This window comes from Micromonospora sp. BQ11 (genome assembly GCF_052068135.1).
In the GTDB taxonomy this organism is placed as follows: Bacteria; Actinomycetota; Actinomycetes; order Mycobacteriales; family Micromonosporaceae; genus Micromonospora.
The window spans coordinates 124,146-142,794 of the sequence record NZ_JBQHDB010000008.1; the positions used below are offsets into that span (position 1 = coordinate 124,146).

Annotated in this window: 19 protein-coding genes and 2 pseudogenes; 8 read left to right on the forward strand and 13 right to left on the reverse strand. The window is 69.4% G+C overall.

All coding sequences use genetic code 11. From position 1 onward, the window contains the following. Positions 1-9: 9 nt before the first annotated feature. Positions 10-762, reverse strand: a complete 753-nt coding sequence (locus tag ACTMSW_RS18655) for a DNA-formamidopyrimidine glycosylase family protein (RefSeq protein WP_441181896.1) — start codon at positions 760-762, stop codon at positions 10-12. A gap of 188 nt (positions 763-950) precedes the next feature. Here ACTMSW_RS18655 and ACTMSW_RS18660 point away from each other — a divergent pair, with 188 nt between their 5' ends. Continuing rightward, positions 951-2,276 (forward strand): MFS transporter, encoded by a 1,326-nt coding sequence (locus tag ACTMSW_RS18660; RefSeq protein WP_441181897.1) that lies wholly within the window; start codon positions 951-953, stop codon positions 2,274-2,276. A gap of 36 nt (positions 2,277-2,312) precedes the next feature. On the opposite strand, the gene ACTMSW_RS18665 is transcribed toward ACTMSW_RS18660, so the two are convergent. The 4 genes from ACTMSW_RS18665 to ACTMSW_RS18680 form a co-directional block, all read right to left on the reverse strand. Continuing rightward, positions 2,313-2,606, reverse strand: coding sequence for a hypothetical protein (locus tag ACTMSW_RS18665; protein WP_441181898.1), 294 nt, complete (start codon positions 2,604-2,606; stop codon positions 2,313-2,315). 384 nt (positions 2,607-2,990) lie between these two features. Further along, positions 2,991-3,272, reverse strand: a complete 282-nt coding sequence (locus tag ACTMSW_RS18670) for a hypothetical protein (protein ID WP_441181899.1) — start codon at positions 3,270-3,272, stop codon at positions 2,991-2,993. Beyond that, positions 3,269-3,601 carry a hypothetical protein gene (locus ACTMSW_RS18675; RefSeq protein ID WP_441181900.1) on the reverse strand — a complete coding sequence of 111 codons (333 nt, stop codon included), beginning with the start codon at positions 3,599-3,601 and terminating at the stop codon, positions 3,269-3,271. The genes ACTMSW_RS18670 and ACTMSW_RS18675 overlap by 4 nt, the downstream gene beginning before the upstream one ends. Before the next feature lie 3 nt (positions 3,602-3,604). After that, positions 3,605-3,898 carry a hypothetical protein gene (locus tag ACTMSW_RS18680; RefSeq protein WP_441181901.1) on the reverse strand — a complete coding sequence of 98 codons (294 nt, stop codon included), beginning with the start codon at positions 3,896-3,898 and terminating at the stop codon, positions 3,605-3,607. Positions 3,899-4,684: 786 nt separating this feature from the next. Between ACTMSW_RS18680 and ACTMSW_RS18685 the strand changes: the two genes are divergently transcribed. The 4 genes and pseudogenes from ACTMSW_RS18685 (at position 4,685) to ACTMSW_RS18700 (ending at position 7,983) form a co-directional block, all read left to right on the forward strand. Continuing rightward, positions 4,685-5,833: a low temperature requirement protein A gene (locus ACTMSW_RS18685; protein ID WP_441181902.1), complete on the forward strand. Its 1,149-nt coding sequence runs from the start codon at positions 4,685-4,687 to the stop codon at positions 5,831-5,833. A gap of 70 nt (positions 5,834-5,903) precedes the next feature. Continuing rightward, positions 5,904-6,140: pseudogene (locus tag ACTMSW_RS18690) on the forward strand (hypothetical protein); the annotation flags it as partial. A 124-nt stretch (positions 6,141-6,264) separates the two neighbouring features. Beyond that, a pseudogene (locus ACTMSW_RS18695) lies at positions 6,265-6,433 on the forward strand (site-specific integrase); the annotation flags it as partial. Positions 6,434-7,299: 866 nt separating this feature from the next. Further along, complete coding sequence (locus ACTMSW_RS18700; RefSeq protein ID WP_441181903.1) at positions 7,300-7,983, forward strand: SDR family NAD(P)-dependent oxidoreductase; 684 nt, start codon at positions 7,300-7,302, stop codon at positions 7,981-7,983. 224 nt (positions 7,984-8,207) lie between these two features. On the opposite strand, the gene ACTMSW_RS18705 is transcribed toward ACTMSW_RS18700, so the two are convergent. The 4 genes from ACTMSW_RS18705 to ACTMSW_RS18720 all read right to left on the reverse strand — a co-directional run bounded on the left by ACTMSW_RS18705 (position 8,208) and on the right by ACTMSW_RS18720 (position 11,218). Beyond that, on the reverse strand, positions 8,208-8,834 hold the full coding sequence (locus tag ACTMSW_RS18705; protein ID WP_441181904.1) for a mycothiol-dependent nitroreductase Rv2466c family protein: 627 nt from the start codon (positions 8,832-8,834) through the stop codon (positions 8,208-8,210). 73 nt (positions 8,835-8,907) lie between these two features. After that, complete coding sequence (locus tag ACTMSW_RS18710) at positions 8,908-9,594, reverse strand: DsbA family oxidoreductase (RefSeq protein WP_441181905.1); 687 nt, start codon at positions 9,592-9,594, stop codon at positions 8,908-8,910. 162 nt (positions 9,595-9,756) lie between these two features. Then, on the reverse strand, positions 9,757-10,722 hold the full coding sequence (locus tag ACTMSW_RS18715) for an NADP-dependent oxidoreductase (protein ID WP_441181906.1): 966 nt from the start codon (positions 10,720-10,722) through the stop codon (positions 9,757-9,759). A gap of 103 nt (positions 10,723-10,825) precedes the next feature. Then, the gene (locus ACTMSW_RS18720) at positions 10,826-11,218 is read right to left on the reverse strand and encodes an ester cyclase (RefSeq protein ID WP_441181907.1); all 393 of its coding nucleotides are present in this window, start codon (positions 11,216-11,218) and stop codon (positions 10,826-10,828) included. Positions 11,219-11,416: 198 nt separating this feature from the next. Here ACTMSW_RS18720 and ACTMSW_RS18725 point away from each other — a divergent pair, with 198 nt between their 5' ends. Further along, positions 11,417-12,019 (forward strand): TetR/AcrR family transcriptional regulator, encoded by a 603-nt coding sequence (locus ACTMSW_RS18725; protein ID WP_441181908.1) that lies wholly within the window; start codon positions 11,417-11,419, stop codon positions 12,017-12,019. Between the two features lie 169 nt (positions 12,020-12,188). Here the strand turns inward: ACTMSW_RS18725 and ACTMSW_RS18730 are convergent, their stop codons facing one another. From ACTMSW_RS18730 to ACTMSW_RS18740, 3 genes are all read right to left on the reverse strand, one after another. After that, the gene (locus ACTMSW_RS18730; protein WP_441181909.1) at positions 12,189-12,611 is read right to left on the reverse strand and encodes a TetR family transcriptional regulator C-terminal domain-containing protein; all 423 of its coding nucleotides are present in this window, start codon (positions 12,609-12,611) and stop codon (positions 12,189-12,191) included. Positions 12,612-12,827: 216 nt separating this feature from the next. Beyond that, positions 12,828-13,220, reverse strand: coding sequence for an ester cyclase (locus ACTMSW_RS18735; RefSeq protein WP_441181910.1), 393 nt, complete (start codon positions 13,218-13,220; stop codon positions 12,828-12,830). 1,389 nt (positions 13,221-14,609) lie between these two features. Continuing rightward, a complete protein-coding gene (locus tag ACTMSW_RS18740) occupies positions 14,610-16,073 on the reverse strand; it encodes a protein adenylyltransferase SelO (protein ID WP_441181911.1) in 1,464 nt (487 codons plus the stop codon). Between ACTMSW_RS18740 and ACTMSW_RS18745 the strand changes: the two genes are divergently transcribed. Then, complete coding sequence (locus ACTMSW_RS18745) at positions 16,066-16,293, forward strand: integrase (RefSeq protein ID WP_441181912.1); 228 nt, start codon at positions 16,066-16,068, stop codon at positions 16,291-16,293. The two genes, ACTMSW_RS18740 and ACTMSW_RS18745, sit on opposite strands and share 8 nt — an antisense overlap. 756 nt (positions 16,294-17,049) lie before the next feature. Next, the gene (locus tag ACTMSW_RS18750) at positions 17,050-17,451 is read left to right on the forward strand and encodes a hypothetical protein (protein ID WP_441181913.1); all 402 of its coding nucleotides are present in this window, start codon (positions 17,050-17,052) and stop codon (positions 17,449-17,451) included. A 337-nt stretch (positions 17,452-17,788) separates the two neighbouring features. On the opposite strand, the gene ACTMSW_RS18755 is transcribed toward ACTMSW_RS18750, so the two are convergent. Next, positions 17,789-18,310 (reverse strand): hypothetical protein, encoded by a 522-nt coding sequence (locus ACTMSW_RS18755; protein WP_441181914.1) that lies wholly within the window; start codon positions 18,308-18,310, stop codon positions 17,789-17,791. Positions 18,311-18,649: the final 339 nt, after the last annotated feature.

Genomic DNA, 18,649 nt, shown 5'->3' on the forward strand with positions numbered 1-18,649 from the left:
CCGGCGGCATCATACGAGCGGCGGCTGGTCGACCGGGCAGGCGTACGCCGTCCGGCCACCCAGCTCCCACACGCGCACCGGCGCGCCGCAGCGTCGGCACGTCTGCCGCTTGTAGACCCACCGCTGGTCGGGAGCCGCCGGGTCGCTGACCACCTGGCCGGTATCGCGGCCCAGGGCCAGGTACGTCACCGCCAGGTCCCACAGCCGCCGGGCCGTCTCCGGCCCGACACCCCGGGCGTCCGGATCGAGGCCGGCCAGGAAGAGCAGCTCCGCGCGCCAGGCGTTGCCGATGCCGGCCCAGACGGCCTGGTCGAGCACCGCGGCGCCGACCGCACCCCGCGCGGTCGCCAGCCGGCTGACCGCGTCCGCCGCGTCGGCGTCCGCCCGCAGCGGGTCGGGCCCCAGCGAGGCCCGCAGCGCCCGCTCGCCGTCGACCGCGAGCGGCTCGCAGCGGATCGGGGCGATGAGGTCGTACGCGACGTCGGCGCCGGCCAACCGCAGTCGCGTCCCGGGGCGCGGGGCGGCGGTCGGGTCGTCGTACCGCAGGAACAGTCCCCGCATGCCGAGGTGCACGTGCAGGGTCGGGCTGCCGTCGAGGTGGTAGAGCAGGTGCTTGCCGTACGCCTCCACCGTACGCAGCCGCCGCCCGTCGTACGGGCCGGGGTCGAAGCGGCCCTGCGGGCTGGACACGGCGAGGACCTGCCCGACGAGCGCGGCGTGCTGCTCGCGGGCGTACCGATGGATGAGGTGCCCCTCGGGCACGTCAATGACCTGGGCACGACTCGACGGCCACAGCGGCGGATACCCGGCACGCCCGATCGGAAACGCCGCCACCAGCCGGAACAGGGAACCGGCCCGCGGTCGTACGACGACGAGACGGAGGTGGCCCCTGGGTACGGGTTGAAACCGCTGCGTCTGTTCCGGGCGGACCGCCTAGGCTGATCTTCACCATGGTCGACACCGGACGCCGCCGCCGTACCCCGCTGTTGCTGGTGGAGGCGGCCACGCTGCTCTCGGCCACCGGCAACGGCGTGGCAGTCGTGGCCCTCCCCTGGCTGGTGCTGGAGCGGACCGGCAGTGCGACCGCCGCGGGCGTCGTCGCGGCGGCCGGCGGGTTGCCGTTGCTGCTGTCCAGCCTCGTCTCCGGCACGGTGGTCGACCTGCTCGGGCGACGCCGGACCGCGCTGGTCTCCGACGCGCTGTCGGCGGCCTCGGTCGCCGCGATCCCGCTGGTCGACGCCACACTCGGGCTCAACCTCGGCTGGATCGTCGCGCTCGCGGTCCTCGGCGCGGTCTTCGATCCGGCCGGCCTGACCGCCCGCGAGACGCTGCTCCCCGCCGCCGCGCACGCCGCCGGCTGGCGCCTCGAACGCGCCAATGGCGTGCACGAGGCGATCTTCGGCCTCGCCTTCCTCGTCGGCCCGGGCGTTGGCGGCCTGCTCATCGCCACCGTCGGGCCCGGTCCGACGTTCTGGGTCACGGCCGCCGGCTTCGCGATCTCGGTCCTGCTGATCGCCGCCGTCCGGCTACCCGGCGCGGGCCGGCCGGAACGCCCGCCGAGCGGCCTGTGGCGCGGCACGCTCGAAGGGTTGCGCTTCGTCTGGCGGGACCGCCTGCTCCGCACGATCGCGTTGATCACGATGGTGCTGGTCGCCCTCTACCTGCCGGTCGAAGGGGTGCTGCTGCCCGCGTGGTTCGTCGCGCAGGGGGAACCCGCCCGGCTCGGCGCCGTCCTGATGGCCATGAGCGCCGGGGCCGTGCTGGGTGCGCTCGGCTCGTCCGCCGCCGGCCGGCTGATCCGCCGCCGCACCCTCATGGCGGTCGCCCTGGCGGTCACCGGCGTGGCGCTGCTCGGCCTGGCGTTCCTGCCGCCGTACCCGATCATGCTCGGCTTCGCCGTCCTGGTCGGCCTCGCCTACGGGCCGGTCAACCCGCTGTCCAACTACGCCATGCAGACCCGCACGCCGGAACACCTGCGCGGTCGGGTCGTCGGGGTGATGACGTCCTTCGCGTACGCCGCCGGGCCGGCCGGCTACCTGCTCGCCGGACCGCTGGTCGAGTGGCTGGACCTGCGACCGGCCTTCCTGGTGCTGGCCGTGGCGCTGCTGGTCGCCGCCGTGGTCGCCGCGCCGCTGCCCGTACTGCGGGCACTGGACGATCCGCCCCGGTACCCACCGGCCCCGCCCGGCGGGACGTCCGGCCGCACCGAGGGCCCGCTGCCGCTCGGCGAGCAGTGGACGCCCTCGGCACACCGGGATCCCCCGGCTCCGGGGTAGAGCCTCAACCAGCGTCGGTACGGTATCGCCAGAGACTCACACGCCGGACGAGGCAGAATCAGGCCGGCCCTTCGCCCAGTCATGGCCAGCACGGCGTACCACGGTGTGTGCGGCCTGGAGCAGGGCGGTGAGGGCAGGGTTGTCGTGGCGGGGGAGCCAGGTCAGGGCCGCGGTGGACGGCGGCAGGTCGATGACGTCGACGTAGGCGACGCCCCGGCGGGTGTAGGCGTGGCGGGCTTCGGCGGGCAGGAAGGCGATGGCCTGGCCACGGGCATCGTTCCGGTAGGGCGCCTTGCCGGGGACCAACCGGCATTCGTGCTGCCGCCCCATGCTGAGGCCTGCCGCCTGGTACGCACCGGTGCCCACCAACGGTGGTAGGGGGATCGATGAAGACAAAGCCGGCGAGCGGTACGCAGCAGACACCGCTCGAATGCTGGTCGTCACCGACACCTTCACGGGGATGTGTCGTTGGCTGGCCAGCCCGGAATAGCGGCGACGTCGTGCCTGCTGGCCGCCGTCGTCCCGGCACTCGGGTGGCACTCGCCGCGACAGACGGTGCGGGTGCCGCCCGGGCGGTCCGTCGACCCCGGCCAGGGCCCGTCCTGTCGATCATGGAAGCCAGACCCGTGACCCCAGGACGATTGGCCACACGTCCACGGCCAGCCGCGGGGCCGGGTAGGTTGCCGTTGCGACGCGCCGCATGTGCAGGTCACATCAGGCCGACCTCCGCACCGCCGCGACACCGCAGGCAATCAGGAAAGTGACCACCATCAGCCCGATCCGAACCCAGGGCACGTCCCGGGTCGGGCGTACGCCGATCGACACCGCCAACGTCAGCTGAGCCAGCAGGGCCAGGCAGATGACGACGCTGAGTGACCGGTAGGTGTTCCCGAAGTCGGACCAGAACACCCAGGTGCCGTAGACCGCGGGGACGACCATCAGCAGGGTCAGGCCGATCAGCGGGACGGCGAGTCTCCATCGCATCCGGGCGTTCACCGCTGCTCCTCCCGGCCCTCGCCGGTCACTCCGCCGAGCGGCTCGACCTCGACGGTCAGCGCGTCGCCGGCCTCGCGAAGCTGCTGGGCCTGCTGCTCCCATTCGGCGCGCTCGTCCTGGCTGAGGGACTCCCGCTCGGTCAGCGACGCGGTGAAGGCGTCGTCCAGCGCCCGACCGTGCCAGGAGAAGCCCACCGCCGTACGCAGGTCCGCCTCGCCGCGCAGGACGGTGCGGGCCAGGGAGCCCAGCGGGTCGTCGCTGCCGCGGTTCCTGGCGAGTGTCGTCAGGACCGCGCGGGCCAGTGGCTGGCGGTGGATCTCGTCGGTCATGGCCTATCCCTGCTGTCCGGGGTGCTGACAGGGCTTCAGGTCGGGAAGCGCGGCGACGGCGGCGCCGGCCTGAATCATGCCAATGGTGCCGGCGATGCCCTTGAAGGTGGCCTCGGCGTTGCCGTAGAAGGTCGAGGTCTCGTGGTAGAGGTCGTACGCCTGCCAGGCGTAGTAGGCGGCCACGCCGTAACCCCGGACCGGTCCGACGCCCGTCTCGATCGTCGCCGTGCCGACGGCCGAGGCCAGGTTGATGACGATCAGCAGGTCGATCAGCTTCACGATCAGGCCACTGACCACGTCGAAGAGATGCTTGGGCCGCCTCGGCGGCCTTGGTGTACAGGTCGGCGTACTGGTCGCACATCGGATGCAGCGCCATGGCCGCGCTGCCGAGCTTGAGCTGGAACTCCTGCTCGGCCTCGGCAGCCTGACCGCGCCAGACTTCCGGTACGTCGGCAGCGGTGGCGACGAGGTTACGACCGACATCCAGTGGTGCGTTGCCGATGATCCGCCAGGCCACAGCGCAGTGGATGTAGGCGTCCCAGTCACCGCTGAGCTGCTTGCTCCAGTCTTCGAACGGGTCGTGCCCGAACAGCCACACACTGACCTGGCGCAGCGAGGCGGCAGGGCTGATCAGATCCGCCAGCAGGTTGATCTTCCACATCTCGACCGCGGTCGCGTAATTGGGGGGCACCAGGTGGCGGGTCGGTTCGGCAACATCGGCGAACGGAGACCGGGCCGCGGTGGGCCACAGATCGGAACGACGCACCCGACACGAGCCGCATCGTCGAGAGTCGAGGTAACGCGCCCAGTCGCCCCGCAACCGCACCGGCCCCTGCTCGGGTCGGTGTCTGGAAGGAGACATGCACATAGAGCACATACAGCTGCCTCGCCAACGCCGCCGCAGCGTCCAGCGGCGGACCCGACATCGCGATCCCGATCAACTCGCCGTCCCGCTCGGCCACAGCCGCCCGGTTCTCGCGATAACGCTTGTCGATCATGGATCGTTATCGTGTAAACGACCCATCGGTGGCCTGAGGAGCTGCGTTGACCCGATCCCGTTCTGTGCGGCCGTTCTACCGGCCTATGAGGCCCCGCCGCCGGGACGAGCCCCACCGCGCAGCCACGCCGCTGGAGCTCTTCTTCGACCTCTGCTTCGTCGTGGCCGTGGCGCAGGCCGCCAGCAGCCTGCACCACGACGTCTCCGAGGGCCACCTCGGCCATGCGGTGACCAATTACGCGATGGTCTTCTTCGCCATCTGGTGGTCGTGGATGAACTTCACCTGGTTCGCCTCGGCCTACGACACCGACGACGACTTCTACCGGATCACCACCCTGGTGCAGATCGCCGGCGCCCTGATCATCGCGGCTGGGGTACCGAGCGCCTTCACCGATGGCAACTACACCGTCATCACCTACGGGTACGTGGTGACGCGGCTGGCGGCCGTTGTGCAGTGGAGCCGGGCGGCCGCTGGCGACCCGGAGCACCGCACGGCAGCCCGCCGCTACATGATCGGCGTCACCGTGGTGCAACTCGGTTGGCTGCTGCGGCTGGGGCTGCCCGAGCAGTGGGGTACCGCGACGTTCGTACTGCTGGCCCTGGCCGATCTGCTGGTCCCGGCGGTGGCTGAGCGACCCGGAAGGACCCCGTGGCACCCCCAGCACATCACCGAGCGGTACGGGTTGTTCACGCTCATCGTGCTCGGCGAGGCGGTGCTGGCCACGTCGCTGGCGGTCCAGGCCGGACTCGACGTCGGCGACCGCGGTCTCTGGTCGCTGGCAGGGGCCGGCGCGGTGATCGTGTTCGCGCTCTGGTGGCTCTACTTCGACCGGCCAGTCGAGGCGCCGGACCGGCTGACGTCCACACTGATCTGGGGCTACGGCCACTACCTGATCTTCGCCGCGGTCGCCGCGGTCGGCGCGGGCCTGGCCGTGGCCGTGGACCACGAGCGGCACATCGGGCACATTTCCGGGGTGACGAGCGGCTACGCGGTGTCCGTTCCGGTCGCCGTCTACCTGCTCACCGTCTGGGTGCTGCACATCCGTCCGCAGCACCGCGGCGCGGTGGTCGTGGCCTTCCCCGTCGTCGCGCTGCTGGTGCTGCTCGCGCCGCTGGGCCCGGTGCCGGTGCACCTGATCGCGTTGCTGCTCTTCACCCTGGTGGCGCTGACCGTGCTGCGGCGTGAACGCGACACCCGGCCGGCACCTGAACCGTCCAGTGCCGATCCGACCTGACGTCGGCATCGCACCGTCCGCGATCCGGACGTGAACGCGACACCCGGCCGGCACCTGAACCCCGGATGATCGGGGGAAGTCGATTGAATTCCCCGAAGTGTGCTACGGCGAAGGAAACAGCGAGTGCCGGTACGGCCGCCCTGTTGCACGCGTCTGGGCTCTCGTCGTATCGATGCTGAGCATGGTGAGGATCGCTGCGTTCCTCCTGTTGATCATCGGTGTCGGCTTCTACCTGGTTCGAGGAGTGATAGGTGTCCCGGCGTATTACGCCTGGGTCAACCGCCGTACCAAGCGGGGAAACGTCTGACCCGCTAGTCACCCCGCCGAATCTCCCCCGGCTGCGCCTCCTAGCCATCCCGTCGGCCTTCGTCCGCACGTCGTGGAGTGGGTAGGGCCTGCCCGGACGGAGGTTGATGGGATGGCGCCAACCATCCCGACGCACCTGCGGTTCCCTGCTGGTCGATTTAGACGTGCATCCCCGAATCGCGATGGCGATCCTCAGGCACGCGGACTTCTCGATCACAATGGAGATCAACAGCCAGGTGTCGTCAAGGCCACCCGGGAGGCCCGCGGAAGCTCGGCCAGAGCCTCGATCAATGAGCCGTTGCTGTACTTCGCTGCTATACAAGATCAGGAAAGACCACCTGGAAGATTCCAGATGGCCTCTGATCTGCGTCGGGGCGGCCGCATTCGAACCGACGACCCCTTGTTACCAACCGTAGCCACCTCAAGCTTGTCATCGCTTGCCGGAATTAGTCATCTACCTGCACAGATGCAGCTATGCATGGGTCTCTTCCTGTCACTGGTTGTTAGCGTCAGGACCCACAGCCGATGACCATCCGCAAGACTCTGAGACTCGGGCATGCGTAGCGCCTTTGCGGCGACCTCCGGGGACGCACCGAGAGGTCACCCGAGCCGTCGTGACGCGCATGCTGGTCACCGGCGGAGCCGGCTTCATCGGTGCGAGCTTCGGCACTACAACCTGTCCCGCCGCTCGAGTACGCCGTCCGGGTCCTCGGCGCCCTCACCTACGCCGGTGGCCGGCGAACCCTGGCGGCCGTCGATGACCGGATCGAGTTCGTGCGCGGGGACGTCTGCGGCGCCGACTTGGTCAACGGACTGGTCGCCGACAGCCACCTATGGTGCACTTCGCCGCCGGGTCGCATGTCGACAACTCGCTGCATGACCCGTCGCCGTTCGTCCGCACCAACGTGGGCTTGACGTGTCAGGCGCGCAACGACCGAGACCATCGAATTCTGCGCGTCCGCGCCGCCATGCTCGCTAAGCTGGCGCCGCGCGCACCTTCGTCACGTTCCGGATCACCCGCCAAGCGCTCCGCGGGTCTCCAGCATTTCTCTCGGAGAAACCCTGTCGGACCCTAGGCTCAAGAGGGTTTCGGGTGCGCCCGTTTGCCGTGCGCAGCGTTCACAACGGCCTGTCCGGGCTGATCATTCGGAAGGATCGTCATGACTGTCACACTGATCACCGGAGCCAACAAGGGCCTCGGCTTCGAGACTGCCAAACAGCTTCTGGCGCTGGGGCACGTGGTCTACATCGGCGCGCGTGATGCCGAGCGAGGCAAGAGTGCCGCAGCCGCGATCGACGCGCGCTTCGTCCAGCTCGACGTGACCGACGATGCATCGGTGAGCAGCGCACTGGCGACGATCGACGCCGCCGAGGGCCGCCTCGACGTGCTGGTGCATAACGCGGGCATCCTGGAGACCGGACTCGACGGCCCCGCCGCTCTTCGGTCCTTCGACACCAACGCGGTGGCAATCGTGCGCGTCACGGAGGCGGCACTACCTCTGCTTCGTCATTCATCCAATCCCAACGTCGTCATCATCTCCAGCAGCGCCGGATCGTTCTGGGCGGTCACCAATCCAGAGCGGCCGGAGTACGGTCTGCAGCTCCCGCTCTACTCGGCGTCCAAAGCCGCCGCCACCATGCTGATGGTGCAGTACGCCAAATCCCACCCGGGTATCAAGTTCAACGCCGTCGAGCCGGGCACCACTGCCACCGACATGACCGCTGCCTTTGGAGTCGGACGACCGGCAGAAGAAAGCGCCCGGCAGGTCGTCCGCCTGGCGACCTTGGACAGGACCGGGCGCACGGGAACGTTTCAGGACGAATTCGGGGAACTAGCCTGGTGAGCACAGCCTCGACCCGACCGGCGCCGGCCGCTGCCGGTGAACCCCGGTGCGGCCCTGCGGGTTGCTGCGCCGGGCATGCAGGGCAACGAGTGCAGCGGCCCCCGGTGACGGGCGGCATCGCCGCGAGACGACACGCCGAGCGAGGCACGGTACGGACATGTTCGGGCGGTTGAAAGGGCCCCCTGCTTGACGCCAGACGTTGGCAGCGGAACCCTTTCGCATCCCTAGTCGAAGATCGGGTCCTGCTCACGGGTGCGCTTGAGCTCGTAGAAGCCCGGAGTGCCGGCGAGCAGTAGGACGCCGTCCCAGAGCCGGCCTGCGGCCTCACCCTTCGGAGCCGGGGTGATGACCGGGCCGAAGAACGCGACCGGGGTGCCGTCCGGGCCGGGCGCGTGGACGACCGGGGTGCCGACGTCCTGCCCGACCGGGCGCATGCCGGCCTCGTGGCTGGCCCGCAGCGCCTCGTCGTAGTCGGTGCTGTCGGCGGCTGCGGCCAGCGCCGGGTCCAGGCCGGCGTCGGTCAGAGCAGCGACGTGGAGCTCGTGACGCCGCTCCTCCTTGCCGAGGTGGATCCGGGTGCCGAGCGCGGTGTAGAGCTCGCGGAGAACGTCGTTTCCGTACCGCTGCTCGGCGGCGATGCAGATTCGCACTGGGCCCCAGGCGGTACGCAGGAACGACGTGACCTCCTCCGGCAACTCGTCCCGGCCCTCGTTGAGCACAGCCAGGCTCATCACGTGGAAGCGGATGTCCACATCACGGACCTGCTCGACCTCGAGCAGCCAGCGGGAGGTGATCCATGCCCACGGGCAGGCCGGGTCGAACCACATGTCAGCGGTGACACGTTCATTCATGGTGAGGTTCCTTCGCGATGGAGGCGCCGGCAGTCCGGCGTCTCAGGAAAGTTCTTTACTCCGCAGCACCCCGCTACACGGCAGGTGCGAGCCGGGCGTCCCAGGCGGTGTGCAGAGCCTGCAGGAGCGTCTCGACGGGCTGCGCGCCTGACACGGCGTAGGCGTTGTCGAGAACGAAGAACGGGACGCCGTTGATGCCCAACTGGCGGGCCTGGCGGATGTCTGCGGCGACCTGCTCCTCGAACGCGCCGCTGTCGATCGCCGCCAACGCGGCGGCCCGGTCCAGGCCGACCTCGGCGGCGAGATCGGCCAGCGTGTCGTGGTCGCCGATGTTGAGCCCGTCGGTGAGGTAGGCCCGGTGCAACCGCTGCACCATCTCCTGCTGACGACCGGCCGTCCCGGCGAAGTGGATCAACCGCTGTCCGGTGCGGGTGTTGGTGGTGAGGGCCTTGTCGAACCGGAGTTCGAGGCCGACTTGGGCACCGCGCGTGGCGATCTGAGCGGTCATCGCCTCGGCGTCCGGCCGGGAGAATCCCTTGTCGCGGACGAGCATGTCGTGCACCGGGATGACCTCGCCGACCGGCAGCTCGGGCATGAGCTCGAAGCTGTGGTACGTGACGTCCACTGCCGATCGGTGCGGGAACCGCTCGATCGCCTGATTGAGCTGCGCCTGTCCCATGGCGCACCACGGACAGATGATGTCGCTCCACACATCGACGGAGAGCCGGTCCGCCGCACGGCCGAACACACTGGTGGTCATCAGAAACACTCCCCATCCGGCCCGCAGACGGCCGATTCTTCCTGCGATGTGATTACGATCAGTGACTTCGGTGCGACGGCGTCCGGACCTCGCGGCGGCGTGGCCGCCGCAGCGTCGGCGCTCGGTGACTGCGTCAGTTCTCGTGCTTCGCCGGGGGTCACGTCAGACGTCCTGCTCGTGGTCGATGATGATCTTGCCGAAGACACGTGAACCCGCGAGCTTGCGATGCGCGTCGCCGACTGCGGCCAGCGGATAGGTGTCGGCGATGTCGACGCTCAGTGTGCCGGCTTCGGCGAGCACGGTGATCGCCCGAAGGTCAGCCGGGTTGGGGTCGTTCTCCACGAGGACGGGTGTGATCCCGCGCGCCGGGGTGTAGACGCCGCCGCCGATCCACCACTCCGGAAGCACGGTGGCGTAGCGGCCGTTGTCGCGTACGGCGGCGAACGTGCGATGGGCTCTCGCGCCGCCGGCGAGGTCGAGCGCGGCGTCGACGTCGCGTTCGTTGAGTGGGGCGTCGGCGCCGCGCTCGGCGATGATGAGGCCGTCGACGCCCATGGCGGTGGCGCGCTCGGCCAGGTCCTCGGTGGTGACGCCCACCACGGTCGCGCCGCGGGCCTTGGCGATCTGGGTGGCCAGCCCACCGACGAATCCCACCGGATTGTTGATCAGGACCTTCTGCCCGGCCTGCACGTCGAGTGCGCCGATGGCCTGGTAGGCGGTGATGCCGGCCAGTCCGAGGGCCGCGGCCCGGCCGTCGGTGAAGCCGGCCGGCGCGGCGGTGACGTAGGTGCGGGCGGTGACGATGAGATCGGCGTGGGTGCCGGCCTGCGTCGCGGGTTGCGGCACGCAGGCGAAGACCCGGTCACCGGGGCGCAGGTCGGTGACGCCGTCGCCGACCTGGTCGATGATCCCTTCGGCGTCCCAGCCGAGAACCATCGGGAAGCGGGCGTGCGCGGCGGGCACGATCCGGCCCTCACGGGTGCCGAGGTCGACGGGGTTCACGGCGCTGTGGGTGACCCGGATGCGAACCTGCCCGGGGCCGGCCTCCGCGACGGGTAGCGCGGCCAGGTCGAAGACGTCGGGCGCACCGAAGGCGGTGACCACCGCGGCACGTGTCGTTGCGTTCATGGCGAATCTCCCTAACACGGGTTTGTGGGGGCAGGATTTGGGGACCGCCGCCACCCTGATGGAACGGGTCAGCGGCGGTCCCGCGGTGGAGCGCTGTGTCCAGTCAGCCGGCGAGCTGGCGCCGGATCAGGTCGACGTCCATCAGGTACCACATGGTCTTGAACCGGCCGTCCACGATCTGGTAGAAGCCGACCTCCTCGAACTTCACGGAAGCGCCGGTGGGGGCGAAGCCGTTCCACGGCGCGATCGGCGTACCGGTGTCGACCAGGCGGGCGGCGATCCGGTCGCCCTGGACGATGATGTCCTGGATGTCCCAGTGGAAGTCCGGCACGGCGTCGGTGTGCTTGTGGAACTCGGCCACCATGTCGTCGCGCTTGACCGGGGTGCCGTTGAGGATCAGCTCGTCGTGCGCGAACTCGGCCATGCGGTGGTACTCACGCTTGTTGGCCAGGTCGATGTAGCCCTCGTAGAACGCGCGCAGTTCCTCGGGGGTCATACCGGATCCGTTGGTGTCGGAGCCCATGATCGCTGTTCCGTTCTGTTGGTGTGACCCGGGAGGCCCGGGTTGGCCGTTGGGCCGGAGCGGAGGCTCGTCGAGCATTTGTACCGCTCGGTTGGAGGCAACCGTAGCAGGTTTTGTATCGATCGGTAGGTGAGTCGGGTCACCTTTCGTACCGAGCGGTAGGATGCATCCATGAGCACTGAGAAACCCACCGGCGGACGGCCGCGGGCGTTCGACGAGCAGACGGTCCTCGACCGGGCCACCGAGGTCTTCTGGCGGCACGGCTACGAGGGCGCGTCGTTGACCGCCCTCACCCAGGCGATGGGCATCAACCGACCGAGCCTGTATGCCACGTTCGGCAGCAAGGAGCACCTGTTCGAGCGCGTGTTCGCCCGCTACCGCGAGACCCAGCTGGCCAAGGTCCGCGAAGCACTCGAACAACCCACCGCGTACGCCGCCATCGAGGCTTTCCTACGCGCCAGCGCCGACGGCCTCACCGCCACCGATCACCCCCTGGGCTGCCTCTCCATCCAGGGAGGCCTGGCCTGCTCACCGGCCAACGCCCGCATCTCCGAGGTCCTGGCCGCCGGCCGGGCCGCCAACGAGCAGGCCGTCGAACAACGGCTGTCCCGCGCGGCGCAGGAAGGAGACCTTCCGCCCGACGTCGACCATCGGGCACTGGCACGATTCGCGATGGCGCTGAGCGAGGGGTTCGCCGTCCATGCCGCAGCCGGCGCCAGCCGCGAAGACCTCCAAGCCTCCGTCACCATCGCCCTACGAGGCCTCGCCCGCTGAGCGGGGAAGCGCACCGCCGGGTTGTCGAGTCGCAGTCAACCCAATCGTCGGACGATGACTGAGCCGATCCAAACTGATCTCGCAGGTCAGGGCGAGTGCGGCAGGCCCGGTGATCGATGGGTACGAGGCTGCATCACCGCTGCCCCTGCCAGCCGCCGGGGAGGCGGTACTACCCCGCAGGTAGCAGCAGATGGTCGAGGCAGAGATCGAGCGCGGCCACCAGGTGCTCCGCGGAGCCGGTGGAGATCAGGACGCTGACGCCGCCCTGGATGGCGGCGATCACGGCTGCGGCCGTGCGGTCGGCGTCGATCCTCGGGTCCGCCTCGCCGGCCGCCTGGGTGGCCTCGATACCGGCCCCGACAGACGCCTGCCAGCGCCGGATCAGCTGGGCCGTGACCGCCTGAGCCGCTGGGCTGTGCCGGCCCACGTCCGCGATCAGCACGCCGAGCGGGCAGTACACCCCCTGGTCTCGATAGTTCGTGACGATGAGGTCGCGCCACGCCTGCCAGGCCGCGCGCGAGGTGAGTTCGCTCAGATAAGGCTGCTGGTCATCGAACACGTTCCCGGCCTCGAACTCGGCGACCGCAGGCAACAGCTGTTCCCGGCCCTGAGCGCTGGGGATTGGCGGGGACAGACCTCCTGGCCGCAGCTGTTCGCCGCCACCGACCCCAGGGCCTAGTCGGACCAAACTCATCGCCCCCGGCGGGTCGCTCTCGGTCCGTCGCACAGCACGGGTACGGGCCCCCGACCCGACGGTCAGGGCCCGCACCCATCGTCGGGCTCCGCTGTTCGCACGGCACGCGGCGGATCAGCCCTCGAGCTGCTTGCGCAGGGCCTCGGCGTCGTGCAACGCCGACATGTGCAGGAACTTCCCGTCGCGCAGCGTGTAGATGGCGAACTCGATGATCTTCAGCGGCTTGCCGGTGGGTGCGACACCGAGGAACTCCTTCGCGGGAGTGCCGGTGTTGACCAGGCGCGCGCCGAGCCGGTTACCGTCGATGATGAGCTCCTGCGTGTCCCAGTGGAAGTCGGGGATCGCATCGACGATGCCGTTCAGCTGGGCGACGAGGGCGTCTCGGGAGCCCGGCTCGCTCTGCAGGGTGATGGTCTCGTGGACGAACTCGTCCATGCGGTCGAACTCGTGGGCGTTGAGCGCCTCGATGTAACGCTCGTAGAAGTCCCGCAGGTTGATGTCCGACATGATGTATTCCCTTTCTGGCGCCCCAGCTAGGGCGATGGTGAATATGCGCGGCCTCGATGGGACCCCAAAAACGTCGAGCGCCATCCACAGCTCAGCCGGGGCCTCCGTCGACCCTGGGAGTGACGGCACCTCCCTTTGCGTCGCGCCGCACGCGCATTCCCCGCTCTGCGAGAGGCATGTCAGCCAGGCGACGGATCTGGATCCAGAGGGACGGCTCGACCCGGCGCGGCCAGGCTCACCGGCGCGACCGACACGACCGGAGTGCCGCCGCCGACGATGTCATCGAGCGTCTGCGTCAGGGTGACAGGGGAACCCATGACTTCACTCTCCTCCTCGGAAGCTGCCGGCTCGGCCGCACGCAGAAACGGGAACCTTGTTCCGTAATTATTCGGAGCTAGGTTCCGGATTGCCAGCCGTCCCTGGTGGGCAGCGACCGTCGGCGCTTCGGCGGCGGCGCCGGCCCAGGTGCACGGTTGGAATCCCTCCGCGCACCCGATGCCCGGGCGCACCTCGCACCAGGTCAGCAGCCGCAGTTGTAGAACAGGCCGAGGTTGACCATTTCGACGCCGCCGAGGGAGGCGGCGAGGGCCGGCCAGGTGGTGGAGGGGCTGGTGACGTTGGAGCGCTAGCTGATGGAGTTGCCGTGGTGCAGCCACAGTCTGCGGCCCTGGTCGGGTAGGGGCGTGACGGGGGCCTGGGTGCGCAGGGCGACGAGGTCGGTGATCTCGTTGTGCGGCAGCCAGATCTCGAGGTCCTACATCGGTTGGGTAGGCCGGTGGAGCGGATGGTGCCGGGCGGTCCGGACCGGTGCTCGGCGGTCCCGGTGGTCATGTCGGCGGTCACGCTGCCCTGGGCGGTCAGGTGACCGTCGACGAGCAGGTCTTACACGCCGACCGGGCGGGGCGGAAAACCGGTGTAAGACCTGTCTGGTGGGCAGCGTGTCCAGTTCGACCGTGGTGGCGCGGGTGCGGATGGCCAGCCATACGTCGGCGGGTTGCGCCTCCACCATGGCGAGCTCTGGGCACGGGCCCAGGCGGGCAACCGGTGCGGTAGCACCCTCCGGCGGTCGGTTGCAGGTCCAGGGCGCCGTGCAGGAGGTCCGTGGTGATCCAGGTGCAAGGCTTGTCCTTGTTCCATCGGCCATTGTCGGACAGTGCCGAAGGGCGGGAACCGCCCGGGCCACCGCTCACAGCCAGTCGTGTTCGCGGGCGTAGCGGGCCGCTTCGTGGCGGGTGTGGGTCTGGGTCTTCTGTATGGCGTTGAAGGCCGTCGACGCACACCACCCGTCGGAGGGCTGAGCCCGCGCTGCCAGCCGCGCCGAGCCGCGGCCACCGCGGCGAGGACGCCGCGCGTCGTGCTCCCCGAGCAGCGCGAACCCGCCCAGGGGCGTCAGGTGCCGCAGAAGGTCTGGTAGGCACCGAAGTCGGGCGGGGCGGCAGCGGCGTAACGCTCCAGCCCCGTGCGCTCGTGGTAGGGGTCGGCCACGGCGGCCAGCAGCCGTTCGAGCGGTTCGAGGTCGCCGCCGGTCGCGGCGGCGAGAGCCTCTTCGACGAGGTGGTTGCGAGGAATGTAGACCGGGTTGACCCGGTCCATCGCGTCGGCGTCCGGGCCCAGGGCGCGCCAACGCGCCAGCCAGTCATCGATCGCCGCCAGGTCGGAGAAGAGGCGGCGCGCGGGCTCGGCGTCGCCACGAGCGGCGACGGCCAGGACGCGGAAGAATGACGTGTGGTCGACGTGGTCGCTCTGGAGCAGGGTGAGCAGCTCGTCGGCCAGCGGTACGACGCTGGTGGGATCGAGGTCGTCGGGCAGGCCGAGCTTGGCCCGCATGCCGACCGACCAGGCGGCGTTGTACCGCGGCGGGAACCGGTCGAGTGAACTCCCCGCGAGCGCGACCGCCTGCTCCTGATCCTCGTGCAGGAGGGGCAGGAGCGCCTCGGCGAGCCGGGCGAGGTTCCAGTGGGCCACCACCGGCTGGTTGCCGTAGGCGTAGCGGCCACCCTGGTCGATCGAGCTGAAGACCGTGGCCGGGTCAAAGGTCTCCATGAAGGCGCACGGTCCGTAGTCGATGGTCTCGCCGGAGATCGTCATGTTGTCGGTGTTCATGACCCCGTGGATGAACCCCACGAGCATCCAGCGGGCCACCAGGGACGCCTGGGCGGCGATCACCGCATCGAGCAGCGCCACGTACGGCTGCTCGGACTCGGCGGCAGCGGGGTGGTGCCGGGCTATCGCGTGGTCGGCGAGGCGGCGCAGGAGGTCGACGTCGCCCGTGGCCCGGGCGTACTGGAAACTTCCGACCCGCAGGTGACTGCTGGCGACCCGGGCGAGCACCGCGCCCGGCAGCAGGGTCTCCCGGCGCACCGTGCGCCCGGTGGCCACCACGGCCAGGGATCGGGTCGTCGGGATGCCGAGGGCGTGCATGGCCCGGCTGACGACGTACTCCCGCAGCATCGGCCCGACCGCGGCCAGGCCGTCGCCGCCGCGCGCGAACGGGGTACGCCCGGAGCCCTTGAGATGCAGGTCGCGAAGGCGGCCGTCGGCGTCGACGAGCTCGCCGAGGAGCAGCGCCCGCCCGTCGCCCAGGAGCGGGACGAAGCGGCCGAACTGGTGTCCGGCGTAGGCCTGCGCCACCGGGGAGGCACCCTCGGGCACCTCGGCTCCGACCAGCAGTCGCACGCCCTCGCGGGTCCGCAGCCAGGCCGGGTCCAGGCCCAACGCGGCGGCCAGCGGCTCGTCGAGCACCAGCAGCCGCGGCTCGGACGGCTCCTCGGCCCGCCAGGCGACAGCCATCTCCGCCAGCTCACGCGCGAAGCGGTCATCGAGGATGACGCCCGGTGACGATGCGATGCTCACCCGACCGACAGTACGTGGGCGGACCGCACACCGCAGATCCCACTACCAGCCGACCAAGAGCGCGGCGGCACAGCTCGGCCACTCCAGCGAGGAGATCACCGAGACCTACTACATCGCCAAGCCGGTACAGGCCCCGGACGTGTCCGGCATCCTCGAACGGCTCGGCGCCAACCGGAATGGACCGCAACCACGAACAGCACGCAACGATGCACACCGATGACGAACCTGGTTGCCGCACCCCATAAGTGGGGGGTTTTGGGGGGGAGGTTCAAAACTCCATAGAAGAAAGTCAAAGCCCTGACCAGCATTCTCGCTGGTCAGGGCTTTTGGTCTGTCGGGACGGCCGGATTCGAACCGACGACCCCTTGACCCCCAGGACGTAGCGGCAGACGTTGGCGCACGTCAGCCACGATCTACTGGGCGGCGAGGCGTCGGCTGGGGTGCGGTCCGTGAGCGTCTCGGCGGGACGTGTGGTCCCCGGGTGGTCCCCGTTCGATCGAGCCGGGTCAGTAGCGCGGCGGGCCATCAACTCACGATCTTTTCGTCCCGAATTGGGACCAAGATCAGGTACCACCTGGCGATCCGGCTGTATGTCCTGCTCAGGACCTGGCTGCTCGGCGGTCTGACGACGCTGGCGAGAGTCGGATTTCCAAGATCGGCTCCCCATCTGCTCCCCGCACGCAGTGAGGGCGAGGGGGTTCTACCGGTGCGGGCATCCCGTCGCGCAAGCATCGCTCGGCCGGGCCGCGTCCGGCTGGTCCAGGTGGAGCGCCCCACCGGACGAACGACCTGGACCAGCCGGAGGCGGTCTGGTTGCCTCCGGTGTGCGACGGGTCGCGGCTGGTGTGCCGGGCATCCCGGAGTCGCCGAGGGTTCGGGGCGAGTAGCCCCGGCCGCCGGAGGCCATCCCCGGGTCGTAGGGCCGGAGGCCCTGCCCGCCGGAGGCGCTGTTGCATCGGCACGTACGCTCCGGCCCATGACCGAGCGGCCAACTGCTGAGTGGCGGCGAGACCTGCAGGAGCAGGAGGCGGCTGTCGCGGCGGGCACCCTGGACCCCGACAGCGCTGACGCCTACGCACTCAGGCTCTACCCGGCTGCATTCACGGCTGATGTCGATGCCGCTCTGACGGTGTTCGAGCACAAGGTCGAGCAGGCTGATCTGACGAGCGACGGTGAGGTGTGGGGATTGATTGAGGGCGTCGTCAATGGCCTCAATGCCGTCAGCGAGCGGTGGGAGTTAATCGAGACCGGCGAGCGAGAAGAGCTGTGCCAGTACATCGACGATGTCCTTACCGCTGCGGGTGTCGACGTGTCGGCGCTGGCGTCACGGCGGCGGATCTATCGGAGCGACATCACAGACAGGTGGCGCGAGTGGTGAGCACCTGCCAGGGGTGAGCTCCGGCGCAGAAGGCTCCTGAACCGGTTCTGAGACAGGTAAGGCAAGGCGCCCCGGTGTCCTCGATAGTGAGGATCCCGGGGCTTCGGCGTGTTCGCCAGTGTCGCGGTGGCCACCGCCGGGCCGAGCCGGGAGCGAAGCGGCAAGGCGCGGACGGCCGGCGCAAGTGGCCCTGCGTGCCGCCTTGAAGACGTATGGAAAGTTCTCACCGGAAGGACTCTAGGTGAATGTCCGGTCTCGGGACCTCCGTGACACATCGGTCTCAGGACCTGCGTGACGCTCCGCCGAGGTCTGTGGTGGCGCGACTGAAAGTCGCCTCTCAGTGCCCTGGCGCCCGGTCGGGTCGGATGACGACCGTGCTCACCGTGCCGTTGCCCCAGACCGTGGTGTTCAGCAGCATTCGGCCGTCCAGGGAGACCATCGTGAACTCGGGCACGAAGCGGTCGGTGAACACGCCCCCGAAATAGCTCCCGAGCACGGGCACACCGCTGCCGGCAAGGTCCCACTCGTCGAGCAGCCGAACTCTCACCCAATCAATCTCAGGCTCGATGCCCCCGGGCTCTCGATAGTCCACGGCCAGCAGGAACTCCCGCTGCTCGTCCAGGAGCCCGCACTCGGAGGCCATACGCCACCAGCCGGCATTGACCTTGGCTTCGAGGTCGGGATCATCGACGCTGACGATCTCCTCCGGGAGGGAGTCGAACCGCCCGTCCTCATCAAAACAGCTTGCAGCGGACTTGCCAGGCGGCAACGGGTCCCGCACCTCCCCGTGCACGCGCTCGATGAACTGCAGCCCGGCTGGAGCTAGAGCGGATGCGATACCTGCATCGGTCAAAGACACGGAGTCGGACACTAGCCGACGGCGGCCTACCGAGCTGCTCCGGCACCGCCGTCACCTTGCCTGCCACCACGGGGAACCTTCGACGTCGAGCCTGTCCCGTCACGGACTCCGCTACTGCCAGCCGACAAGACCGTCTAGCCAATGAATGTCACGGAGGTTGTGAGACCGATGTGTCACGGAGGTCCTGAGACCCGACAAGGACTCCAGGTGAAACTGTCCAGGTAGGACCGTGCGGTCGGGACAGATGAGACCGGGCCAGAGGCGAGGGCCACGCAGCGCTGAATCGCGCTCTTTCGCATCAAGGTGGCCTTGCAAGCTGGCCGCGTCGGCCGGCCCCCG